This window comes from Coleofasciculus sp. E2-BRE-01, from assembly GCF_040221695.1.
GTDB lineage: Bacteria > Cyanobacteriota > Cyanobacteriia > Cyanobacteriales > Coleofasciculaceae > Coleofasciculus.
In genome coordinates, this window is the sequence record NZ_JAVKEA010000208.1 from 43,024 (window position 1) to 55,631 (window position 12,608).

Annotated in this window: 8 protein-coding genes; 6 read left to right on the forward strand and 2 right to left on the reverse strand. The window is 45.7% G+C overall.

Translation table 11 applies throughout. The features are described 5' to 3' along the window. The first annotated feature begins 310 nt into the window (after positions 1 to 310). The 4 genes from RIG66_RS27525 (at position 311) to RIG66_RS27540 (ending at position 6,228) form a co-directional block, all read left to right on the forward strand. Entirely contained in the window at positions 311 to 1,816 is a 1,506-nt protein-coding gene (locus RIG66_RS27525) for a pentapeptide repeat-containing protein (protein ID WP_446382311.1), read from the forward strand. 89 nt (positions 1,817 to 1,905) lie between these two features. Beyond that, the gene (locus RIG66_RS27530) at positions 1,906 to 3,696 is read left to right on the forward strand and encodes an AAA-like domain-containing protein (protein ID WP_446382313.1); all 1,791 of its coding nucleotides are present in this window, start codon (positions 1,906 to 1,908) and stop codon (positions 3,694 to 3,696) included. Between the two features lie 231 nt (positions 3,697 to 3,927). Next, a complete protein-coding gene (locus RIG66_RS27535) occupies positions 3,928 to 5,109 on the forward strand; it encodes an aldo/keto reductase (RefSeq protein WP_446382433.1) in 1,182 nt (393 codons plus the stop codon). A 315-nt stretch (positions 5,110 to 5,424) separates the two neighbouring features. Further along, positions 5,425 to 6,228 carry an EAL domain-containing protein gene (locus RIG66_RS27540; RefSeq protein ID WP_446382315.1) on the forward strand — a complete coding sequence of 268 codons (804 nt, stop codon included), beginning with the start codon at positions 5,425 to 5,427 and terminating at the stop codon, positions 6,226 to 6,228. 139 nt (positions 6,229 to 6,367) lie between these two features. Here RIG66_RS27540 and RIG66_RS27545 read toward each other — a convergent pair whose 3' ends face one another. Together RIG66_RS27545 and RIG66_RS27550 are read right to left on the reverse strand one after the other, a co-directional pair. Next, complete coding sequence (locus RIG66_RS27545; RefSeq protein ID WP_446382435.1) at positions 6,368 to 8,680, reverse strand: CHASE2 domain-containing protein; 2,313 nt, start codon at positions 8,678 to 8,680, stop codon at positions 6,368 to 6,370. Between the two features lie 103 nt (positions 8,681 to 8,783). After that, positions 8,784 to 9,629, reverse strand: coding sequence for a DUF928 domain-containing protein (locus RIG66_RS27550; RefSeq protein ID WP_446382317.1), 846 nt, complete (start codon positions 9,627 to 9,629; stop codon positions 8,784 to 8,786). Between the two features lie 420 nt (positions 9,630 to 10,049). Between RIG66_RS27550 and RIG66_RS27555 the strand changes: the two genes are divergently transcribed. Together RIG66_RS27555 and RIG66_RS27560 are read left to right on the forward strand one after the other, a co-directional pair. Then, a complete protein-coding gene (locus RIG66_RS27555; RefSeq protein ID WP_446382318.1) occupies positions 10,050 to 11,810 on the forward strand; it encodes an NAD+ synthase in 1,761 nt (586 codons plus the stop codon). 98 nt (positions 11,811 to 11,908) lie between these two features. Then, entirely contained in the window at positions 11,909 to 12,604 is a 696-nt protein-coding gene (locus tag RIG66_RS27560; protein WP_446382320.1) for a PEP-CTERM sorting domain-containing protein, read from the forward strand. Positions 12,605 to 12,608: the final 4 nt, after the last annotated feature.

Sequence of the window (12,608 nt, forward strand, 5' to 3'; positions counted from 1 at the left end):
CCTCTCAAAAAATGTACCCATGTAGGGCGGCTAAAAATCGCGGAAAGCCGCACGGTGAGGCAGTTTTGATTTTTTGGCTGGAGGAACTTCAGTTTAATGTAGGGGCGACCCGCCGCATCCAATTAACACCACCTAACCCTTAATTTGCTCGGGTCGCCCCCCGCCCAGTATCGGGAATTATCTAACACCGTGTACGTTGGCATAATTATAGGCAACCCATTCACTAAACCCTTATCATGGAAGCATTTCAGTTCATTGTGTTTCTTTGATCTACAACGGATGCGTAAAGCGGAGCTTGTCTAACGATTTTATGTCTCCACAGACGAATGAAGACTATCTTGCCTTACTCAGGCAAGGGGTGGAGGTATGGAATGCGTGGAAAGCTCACCACCCGGATATCCGACCCAATCTCAGCTTTGCTACGGGTAAGGGCGTTACCATCCAAGGGGCGAAACTCAGTGGCGTTGATTTGAGTCGGGCAAATCTAAGTCAGGCAGATTTGAGTAAAGCGGATCTGATTGGCGCAAACCTGAGTGAAGCATATTTGAGTGAGGCATATTTGAGTGAGGCGGATTTGATCGGTGCAAACCTCACGGCAGCTGATCTGAGAAATGCTGACTTAATTAGTGCCAATCTCATTGGTGCGAACCTGAATAACATCTATCTTAGTGGTGCTGATTTGACGAAAGCCAACCTCAGTGGTGCTGATTTAGTGGGGGCAAAACTGATTGGCGCTAAACTGAGTGGCACCAATCTGAGTGGGGCGAATCTGAGTGGGGCGAATCTGAGTGGTGCCCACCTTGTCGGTGCAAACCTGAGGGGGACGAATCTCAAGGGTGCTAATTGTAGTCAAGCCAATCTGCGGGGCGTCAATTTACAACGCTGCAAAGCCTTCAACACCGATTTTCACCAAGCTATATTCACCGCCGCCTGTCTGGAAGACTGGCACATCAATAGCGGGACAAATTTAGCCGAGGTGATTTGTGAGTATGTTTACTTACAAACAAATCAACACGAACGCTGTCCCCATCAGGGAACATTTGCCCCGGGAGAATTCACTAGGGTTTTTCAAGTTCCCTTAGAAACGGTCAATTTAACGTTCCGCAATGGTATTGATTGGCAAGCCTTCTTTGCCGCTTTCCAAGCCTGTCAAGCCCAGGATGGGAGTAACATCCTCACGATTCAATCCTTAGAAAATCGCCCTGATGGGGTATTAACCATCCGGATTGCCATTCCTATCGATGCCAATCGGTTGGAGGTTGAGCATTTCCTTAATCGTGAGTACGATGCCCAACTTGAGGTGATTGATAAAGACTATCGTTATCAGTTACAGGTGAAATATGAGCAAGTGGCTACCTATCGTCAGCAGAGTGCCAACTTAACCGAGATTCTGCAACGGTTGGCGGAGAAAACCGTGAATCCTGCTCAAACGATTAATGTAGAGGCAAGACGGTTAGTTGAACCCCTCACGCCTTACCCCTCTAATCAGGGTGAGTCTGTGGAAAATGGTCCCTCTGGAAATTCTGCGATCGCACCCGCTTATACTCTAGAACAAAAGCAACGACTGACCGATACCGCAACCAAAATTCAAAAGTTACTCCAACAGCTCGATCAAACCTATCCCACGAATACGCCTCTGGAAAAACAACGGGTAGTGATCGAGGTGCTAGAGAGGATTGAGCAGAATCCGATGCTGAAAGCTTCAGTCGTTGAAGGCTTAAAAGGCGTGCAGACTGAGGTATTAAAAGAATTGATTGATCATCCTTTAGTCAATGTACTGCTGGCAGCGTTAGAAGAGTATCAGAAAATACAGTAAGCGGTTATGCTCCGCAAACAGTGGCTCCTATCGACTTTTACAGAGACTGGCATTTATGATCAATGCAGGATCACAAGCTGGTTTAAACAATGCCGCGATCGCTCCAAGTTCACTCTCACTCCGTTTCCCGCGTTAAATCGTCCCTCTTGCGGAATGGTTTTCCCAGTCAGAAGCTTTTGGCTGAAGCCTTGAGTATTTCCCAATCCACCGTGAGCAACTTCCTCAACGGCAAACCCGTGGATTATATCAATTTCGTAGAACTTTGCGCTGCATTAGGGCAGGAATGGCGGGATATCGCTGATTTGGAGACTCCATCTCCCGCTTTGGAGGTACGGGAAATCAGAGCTAAAGTGCTGATGAGTGGATACCCGCCCCATTTTAATCTGACGCAAACAATACAACAGGCAATTTGTCAAGCGGGTCATGACGTTTTTTTGGCGCAGCAGAATAATGCCCTGGATAACTATTTAAAGCTCTCTGATTACCTGCTGCTGCTATTATCTCAAACCACCGCCGTTAGCGAAATGGTACTGGAACAGGTGCGGCTGGCTAAGACGTTACACCATATCACCCCCCAAAAACCTGCCATTTTGCCCATTTTAGTGGACGTTTGTCAGAATGGAAATGGTATCAGTACCCCCTTACCTTTTGATTTACTCGGCTATCTCCAAGGCACTCAACCCTGGCACTGGCGTTGTCATGATGATCCGACGATTCTCGCCTCAGAAGTTCTCCAAGTTCTCAGCCAAGGGCGCACCGCTTTGCCAACGGATCATCAATTGGCGATTTCTTGGAGTAAACTGACTCCCCAAACACAGAAAAATACATCGCTTCATGCGCCTCTCCCTGTCGCTGCACCGGAATTACCCGAAGGACAAGTCGATCTTGACTCTACCTTTTACATCAATCGCCCGCCCATTGAATCAGTTTGTTATGAAACCATAACTCGACCGGGTTCCTTAATCCGAATTAAAGCGCCGCGACAAATGGGAAAAACCTCGTTAATGGCGCGAATTCTGCGTCATGCTGAACAGCAGGGATCTCAAACTGTGGCATTAAGTTTACAACTGGCAAATCAGCGGATATTGGCAAATTCTAATACATTCTTAGAATGGTTTTGTGCCAGTGTCAGTTTAGCCTTGGGGCGACTTGATCCCGATCAACTGGCAAAATATGCCCAGTTAGCGGATATGATTGGCAGCAATCAAAGCTGTAAAGCCTATTTTGAACAGTATTTACTGCCTCATATTTCCACCTCATTGACATTAGGATTAGATGAGGTTGATCGCCTCTTTGCCTCTCCGGAAATTGCTGATGACTTTTTCGGGTTATTACGGGCATTGCATGAGGAAGCGAAACGGCGCGAGATTTGGCAGAAATTCCGGTTAGTGGTGGTACATTCTACGGAAGTATATGTTCCCTTGGATATGAATAAATCGCCCTTTAATGTAGGATTACCGATTGAATTGCCAGAGTTTAATCAGGAACAGGTGATGGAATTAGCCAGACGCCATGGATTAGAATGGTCGGTTGAAACGGTAGATTCTCTGGTTGCCTTAGTCGGTGGACATCCTTATTTGGTGAGACTGGCACTTTATCATATTGCTCGTCAGGATATGACATTAGAGGACATCCAGCAAACCGCGCCCACGGAAGCGGGAATTTATAGTGATCATTTGCGCCGCCATTTGTGGAATTTGCAAACCTATCCGGAATTATTGGACGCGATGAAAGCCATAGTAATGGCATCTAAGCCAGTCCGTTTACCCTCGCAACAGGCGTTTAAATTAAACAGTATGGGACTGGTAAAACTCTTTGGTAATGATTGCACACCTAGGTGTCAATTGTACCAGCACTATTTCCGCGATCGCTTGGCTTAAGCCTGGGAAAGAGGTGATAATATGTTCCGTTTTCAGTTGATAGCCGTGAAGCGTTTCTGATGAGTAAAGCGCCAAAACCTGCCCCCATCCTAGTTTGTAGTGAGGACTTTAGTCCTCTAGTCAGAGGCGCTAAAGCGCCGACTACGAACCGCCAGATATTTTGATTTTGGCTAAAGTGAGAATAGGTCTAAAATTCACCATTCAAGCACTTGACTTCTAATCATACTTATGATGCAGTACAGACGATTTGGACGCACTGAACTACAAATGCCAATATTCTCCTGCGGCGGGATGCGATATCAATTTAAGTGGAAAGATATGCCCGCCTGGTTAATTCCTAAAGATAATCAACGCAACTTAGAAGCAACAATTCGTCGCTCGATTGAAGTCGGTATTAATCATATTGAAACGGCGCGAGGTTACGGCACGTCAGAAATGCAGTTAGGCAAAATTTTGCCCAAATTTCCCCGTGATCAATTAATTGTCCAGACAAAAGTTAGTCCTAAACCCGATCCCAAAGAATTTCGACGTCAGTTTGAGCAATCGTTGAAATTCCTAAACCTTGACTATGTTGATTTGCTGGGAGTTCATGGGATAAACACACCTCAATTACTCCAGGATAGCATTCGTCCGGGGGGTTGTATAGATGTGGCGCGTCAGTTGCAAGCCCAAGGCAAAGTGCGGTTTATTGGCTTTTCTACCCACGGTGCTACCGACGTAATTATCAAAACTATTGAAACGGATCAGTTTGACTATGTAAATCTGCACTGGTACTATATCAATCAGTTTAATTGGTCAGCAATTGAAGCCGCAACTCGTCACAATATGGGCGTTTTTATTATTAGTCCGTCGGATAAAGGGGGAATGCTGTATAAACCGCCACAGCGATTAGTTGAACTGTGTAAACCCTTGAGTCCAATGGTATTTAATGATTTGTTTTGCCTGTCTCATCCCCAGGTGCATACCTTGAGTTTAGGTGCATCTCGCCCTAGTGATTTTGATGAACATTTGAAAGCCGTTGAATTATTGGATCAGGTTGATGAAATATTACCCCCAATTGTGGCACGATTAGAAGCCGCCGCGATCGCACGACTCGGAGAAGACTGGTTCAAAACCTGGCACATCGGTTTACCCAGCCACGAGGAAACCCCCGGCGGTGTGAATATCCCGGTGATTTTGTGGCTGAGAAATTTAGCGATCGCCTATGATATGGTTGAATATGCTAAAATGCGTTACAACCTCTTAACCAATGCGGGACACTGGTTTCCGGGTGCTAAAGCTAATCAAATCAGAAAAATCAACCTTCAGGCATGTTTACACAACAGTCCCCATGCTGATACAATTCCTAATTTACTGGAAGATGCGGATCAGCGCTTAGGGGGTACAACCGTTAAACGCTTATCCCAACAATAAACCGATAGCGATTCGACTTGAGTCGTAAATTTTTTGGTGAGTCAAAAAAACCTTAACTGGAAACAGACGATTCCATAACTCATTGAGAATTGCTACATCAGTTTGTTTCGCCCCTCATTCACGCTTAAGCTGTTCGGCATTTAAACCTTAATGTCAATAATGACGAAAGGATGGTAGTGCGAGCATCTTGCTCGCTACTAATACCCAATTTAAATGCATGACAGCTTAACTGTTATCCCTATAACCTGTTCTCAAACCACCTTTCTGGTAGCATTTAGGTAAAGAGCATCAGGTGGCAAATTGGAGGTGAAAAATGTGCAACAAAATATCTGTCAAGAATCAACCAGTCGTCAAGCCTTACAAACTGCCCTTATAGAAGATCGGTTTTGCTTATATTTTCAACCGATTTTCCCTCTCCTTCAGGGAGACGAGGGTCATGTTCACAAGGAAATTTTAATCCGAATGGTGGGACAAGATGGTAGAATTATCCCACCCAATTACTTTCTTCCCTGTGCTGAAGAATCAGGATTAATGCCATCCATTGATCGTTGGGTGCTGGAATCCTTTTTCAATGGTATTTACCACCCGAGTAAATGTATGGGCTGTTGGGCAAGGGATTATTATTGTGGGTGTATTATTGCGTTTAACCTGTCCGGTTCTAGCGTCAATGATGACAGCTTCCTCGACTTTCTGGAAAACGCCGTGATTAATCATCCGGTTCCTCCCAGTAGTTTAGTCTTCGAGATTACTGAAACGGTAGCCTTAATCAATATAGACAGAACCCGGCAATTTATCCAGCGTTTACAAAACCTGGGTTGTCAGTTTGCTTTGGATGATTTTGGGACAGGCATGTCCAGTTTAGCCTATCTTAAGCAATTACCGTTAGATTTTGTCAAAATTGATGGCATGTTTGTGCGAGATGTGGTGCAGAATCCTATCTCTGAAGCGATTGTCTCGGCGATTGTACAAATGGCTAAGGCGAAGCAAATTAAGACGATTGCCGAATACGTGGAAAATGTGGCAATTTTGGAACGATTGCAGGCGTTAGGTGTGGATTATGCCCAAGGGTTTTACTTAGGCAAACCTACCCCGATTCTTAAGCGAACACCTATGTTTTAGTTGGCTGGAGATAAGGCAGAGTGCAGAAGGGAAAGAGTAACACTATAGGGACAGGTTTAGCCATTGTAGGGGCGGGTTTAGCCACTCAAGCAAGCTTGTTACCAACAACTGAACAACAAAACTCGCCCTCATTCATAAGTCATAAAATAGAGGAACTTTTATTTTCCTGTTCTCTGTTCCCTGTTTCCTGTTCTTGACTTTCGCCCTGACGTTGACGCAGTAACTTATAACGATTGGATAACATCGTTTCTACAGGGGGCGGTAAAAACGTAAAGTGAATATAAAACGAATGATCATCACTGAGTTTATCTAACACTTTGGCATAGATATCCTCACTCACTGAGATTAATTTATCACCCATAAGTAAATTAATCTTTATATTCGTCAAAGGTTTAATAAATTGTTCTGATTTAATCTCGCCACCTTTGGCAGAAAGTTTGACTAAAGTTCCTCGAAAAAATATATCGCTGACATGCTTGCCTTCCAAAAACGTGTAGTGTAAAGGAATCGAATCGACCAAGGGCAGAAATTGCTCATCAGGTTTAGCTAAAAACAAGTAGTAAGGTTTGCCAATTCCCCCCACTTCATAAATGGGAATAGGTTCGGGTAATCCTTTAGGTTGAACCCGTATCTTGCTATCAATTCTCACCCAAGTTCCCGCAGCATTTAGAGTAGACTGAGAGATAAAAATTTGACTGTCTGTCGTATAGGATTCGATGCGATAGGCTAAATTAACTTGAGAACCTACTACTCCATATTTTGTCCGTTTCGATGACCCAATATTTCCGACCACAACATCCCCCGTATTAATCCCAATGCCCATAGTCAACGGAGGTAAACCCAGATGTTTCATTCGTTCATTAACCGATGTCATCGCCAACTGCATCGCCACCGCACAAGCGATCGCGCGTTGGGCGTCATCGTCACGAAGCGTCGGCGCACCAAACAAAACCAAAATTCCATCCCCAAGAAATTCATCAATTGTTCCTTGGTATTGAGTAATCACATCCGTCATCGTGCCAAAATAAAAGTTGAGAATATTCACCACTTCTTCTGGCGTTAAACGTTCAGTCAGGGCAGTAAACCCTCTTAAATCTGACGTTAAGATAGTGATCGTGCGCCGTTCCCCACCTAATTTAGCCCCTTCAGGATTTTCTAAGACATTCGCAACAACTTCATTGGTGAGATAACGTCCAAAGGTTTCGCGGATTTTACCCCCTTGATGGGCAAGATAACTGGTAATCGCCACCACTGAACCTGATAAAGCCAAAAGAGGCGGAACGACAGGAATCCACCACCCGATTAACAACGCCCCATAAGTACTACCTAACAGGACACTTACTGCCAGGATCAGTCTCAAAAATCGTTGTACAGAGACCCGTCGTTTTTTCCCCTGATAGCGTCCCTGCCAGGTTACAATAGCACCTACAGTAGACCAGAACAAAATCCACAGGCTTTCTTGCCGTTGAGACCAAGTTTGAATCAGGGGGCGTCCTTCTAAAGCTGCACTCAGGATTTGACTGGTAATATTAGCATGTAATTCTACCCCAGACATACGTTCGGGCAAAGCAAACCAACTGCTACTATAGGGTGTAAAAATCCAGTCTTGGAAACTCTCCCCGACAAAGCCGATCAGAATAATGCGATCGCGTCCCCAATCGGGAGGGATACGATCCTCTAGAAGATCATGCAATGAGATCGTTTCAAAGTGTTTCTTGCTCCCTCGATAATTTAATAAGATTTGGTAGCCACCAGCATCCGTGCGGACATAACCCCCATCATTTTTTTTGAAGCGAGAAAACGTGCTTTTTCCCAACTGCCAGGTATTGGGTTCGCCAGGTATTGGTTTGGGGCTAATTCCTTGAGCATCAAGATGGAGAAGTGCTAGATAAAATCCGAAACTGGGAATAACATCTCCATTGGCATCTTCAACTTGTAAGAGTGCCCGTCGGACTTTAGTATCGGCATCAAAGATGACATCATTAGCGCCCACTTGTCCTTTGGCTTTCAAGGCTGGGGGGGCGGCGACAGCATCCTGGCGCTTATCGCCAACCACTTTCTCAATCCCCACCAGATTGGGGGTTGTTTCAAAGACTTGGACTAATTCCTGATGACCCGGTTGTACGGGTAAATCCCGATAAACATCCAGACCAATGGCTTTAGGGTTATGGGTTTTGAGTTTAGCAATAGCTTGGGCATAAATCTGATCGGGAAGAATCGATCGAGAAAGTTGCCCAATTTTTTTCACATCCGCCTCATCAATCCCCACGATCCCAATTCGCTGATCCAAGGGTTCAGAGGGACGCCAACGCATATATTGGTCATAAGCTGTCCATTCCCAAGTTTGCAGCATCCCAGTCCACCGCAGGAGAATGATCAAACCCGTAATCGTTGGGGTCACTATCCAAACGCCGCGCCATTGCCAAAGCCACCGCTTACAGGATTTGTACATTTGACCCTTCACTTCGTTGGGCATGGTGCATGAGTGTGTAGGGGCGGGTTTCACTATTATCGTTTGTTGCCACTCTAATGTCACTAAACCCACCCCGACTAAGTTAGAGGGGTTTATTCAGTTCTCTCATCGCCTCAACATCTTGAGTCTCCTCAGCATCTTGAGTCTCAACCGAACAGGAGTGAACCCAACAGTTAATTGGAATATTATCCAACTCAACCGAGGTTAACAATTCTTGCATCTCATCTGCGATCGCGGAGTCATTAGGAAATTGCTGATAGAGTCGAGCTAAAATCATCAGCGTTTCTGCCCAAATCCTTTCTTGAGCATAGTTATATCCTTCCTCTTGGAGACGTTTTTTGATCCCTTCGGGTTCATAAACGAGTTGATCAAGAAGAGTGTTCAGTTCTTCGGGTGGGGCAATTCCCGTCTGCAGGGGTTGACGCTGAATCCACCCGCGAGCAAAATGATCCTGACTGCGATCATCGATATTACACACTAAGGCAAATGTCCAAAGATACCGTTTTTCCGTTGCCAGAGATATGTAATCAGGAAGCTTGAGTTCTACGATACCGGGTCTATGGGTTAGGGGTATCCTCGTATAATAAATTTCCTGGTTTTGCTCGTCCAAAAGTAGAAAATCGGCTGACTGGGCTGTCGTGGGAGGAACATACCAAAATAATTTAGGGTTGGGGGATATGGTGGTAATTAGATTATTCGTTGGCGTTAGCGCCGTTAATCTTCTATTCCCGGTAACACAAGGTATATTCGGTATACCTCTTTGTCCTCCCCCGCCAGTCCTCTCTGGGGCACCAATATCTTCTCCTTCAGGAAACTCTAAACTAATATCGAACGACTGTGCTTTGAGTCGAGGTGCGGCGAAAACCAACGCTAACCCGAACGTTAGCGTCATCCCACCGAGGTAGGTAAAATGCTTGAGACCACCCATGCTTTAATGTTCTCCTAATCTAATCCTGAAGTCTATTGCCACAGTTACTTTCAACATGATTCGCGGGAGTCCAGCGTTAGACTCGATCGGGTAGACAATGCTTACGTTGGAAGCTGACTCTTCCAAGTCCTCGGTTTAACGGAGTAAGCGAGGGTCATTGACTCCAATACATGACAGCTACCGCCACCGCCAGTTCCTGTCATCAGGTTTGACAGGTCAGCAAAAGCCTGTGATTCAATTGAGTTTTACCCACCCCGGGCAAGACTGTTTCAATGTACCTGCTTGTCTATATTTTATTTTGTGGCGGAAGTTTGAGGGAAATTAAAAAAGCCAGATTGACACCAGATTAGACCAAAGACGGAATGACTAACGACGAATCCCATGTTAGCTTGAACCTAGCTAGCCTATTGTGTGTTTTCCATGAAACTTGCGATCGCACAACTCAATCCCACGATTGGCGACTTAACCAGCAATGCCCAAAAAATCCTTGATGCGGCAAATCAAGCAGCGCGTCAGGGTGTCCGCCTCTTATTGACGCCAGAACTCTCCCTCTGTGGGTATCCGCCGCGAGATTTACTCTTAAATCCCAGTTTTATGGAGTCCATGGCAGACTGTCTGGACAACTTAGCCGAACAGTTACCCTCAACCCTAGCAGTTTTGGTGGGAACGGTGACAGCGAATCCTAAAGCGGAGAGTTCGGGAGGTAAACCTTTATTTAATAGTATTGCCCTGTTGGAGGGCGGTAAGGTGCAGCAGGTGTTTCACAAGCGCTTGTTGCCCACCTATGATGTCTTTGATGAGAACCGTTATTTTGAAGCTGGAGTCCAGAGTAATTCCTTTACCTTAGAGGCAGAGTCAGCTACCCCGATTAAAATTGGTGTGACGATTTGCGAGGATCTCTGGAACGATGAGGAGTTTTGGGGAAAGCGCACGTATCAGTTCAATCCGATTACCGATTTAAACCAGCAGAATGTTGATTTGATCGTGAATCTTTCCGCCTCGCCCTATAGTGTAGGCAAGCAACAACTGCGGGAAGCTATGTTGCAACACAGTGCCAAGCGTTACCAGCAACCGATTCTCTACGCTAATCAGGTGGGGGGGAATGACGACTTAATCTTTGATGGGAGTAGTGTAGGATTTAACCGCGCCGGGGAAATGGTTTGTCGCGCCCCAGCTTTTGAAACCGATGTTTTGCTGGTAGACTTTGATCCAGTCCAAGGAGATTTACTCAAGAGTGCGATCGCACCCGCCCCCGAAAGTACCAATGCTCAAATTTGGTCTGCTTTAGTTCTAGGAATCCAAGACTATGCCCGCAAATGTGGCTTTAAACGAGTGGTGATTGGGTTGAGTGGGGGAATTGATTCATCCCTGGTTGCTGCCCTTGCCACGGAAGCCTTGGGCAGGGACAATGTACTCGGTGTGCTTATGCCATCTCCCCATACTTCTGAACACTCGATTAATGATGCCCTAGCGTTAGCCAAAAACTTAGGGATTAAAACCCATACCTTGCCCATTGGCGAGTTGATGCAGGGGTATGACCAAACCTTAGACCCCCTATTTGCCGGAACTGAATTTGGCACCGCCGAGGAGAATATTCAAGCCCGGATTCGGGGAAACTTGTTAATGGCGATCGCGAATAAGTTTGACTATCTGCTGATCTCGACGGGGAATAAGTCAGAGATGGCAGTAGGATACTGTACTCTCTATGGGGACATGAACGGTGGATTAGCCGCGATCGCAGATGTTCCCAAAACCCGTGTCTATTCCCTCTGTCAATGGCTGAATTCCACTAAAGTGAAAAAACAGGAAAGCCAAGCCACCCCAGAACAATTACCAGAGCAATTATCGGATACTCAACCAGAAATTATTCCTGCGAATGTCTTAGCCAAACCGCCCAGTGCTGAACTCAAGCCGGATCAAACTGACCAAGACTCGTTACCGTCTTATGACATCTTGGATGATATCTTACAACGTCTGATTCATGACCATCAATCTGTCCAACAAATTATCGACGCCGGACATGATCCAGAAATTGTCCATAAAGTGATGCGAATGGTAGCGCGGGCAGAATTCAAGCGCCGCCAAGCACCACCAGGATTAAAAATTACGGATCGGGCGTTTGGCACGGGTTGGCGCATGCCCATCGCCAGCCGTTGGGTTGCTTTTAAAGAATCTACCTAAAGATCAACAAAAAACTTTACATCAAGATAGATGTATATTACCGAATCTATCATACACTGAATGGCATAGTAATCTTTTGGATAACGACCACGAACACTATGGATCTCAAAAAAACATCAACAGTTCTCGGATTAGCCGTTGGCAGTGCGTTAGCCCTGTCTGCCATGCCAGCCGAAGCAGCGACAGTCGAGTTTGGCAATAACGGCATCTTATTTGATGAGGATACCACAATCGATTTTGAATTCCTCCAGTCTCAAGGTAAGTTCCAGTCGGAGTTGTTCATTGTAGAAGCGGCTAATCCGACAGACCCAGTATTTACGTTGTTTACGGAGAACGAGCCGTTTGATGATACAAGTCCTGACTTTATTGGGACTTGTCCAACCAGTGTCACAGTGCCTGGTAGCTCTTCTTGCACAAACTGGTTCACCTTTGAAGCTAATGTCGAATATAGCTTGGCTCTCTTCTCTGGTGAGAATACCCCAGCCGGAACCAATGGATACGTTTATTCCACGGATGCTTTAAATAATCCGGCAGGGCAGCAGGCGTTTGTTTTCGATGGCGTCGTTCTGCCTCCATATACTGGTCCTGGAGACATTTCCGCCGATCCAGCGTTAGGGAAAGTGACGATTGGTTTTGATGACAAAGGCAATGCGAATGATGCAGATTACCAAGATTTTATCGTCACGGCTATGGTAACTGAATCTGTCCCTGAACCAGCCACATTAGCTGGACTAGGATTAGTGGCTGGCTCATTAACGCTGATCCGTCGTCGCCAAGCGAACAAGAAGTCTTAGTTAG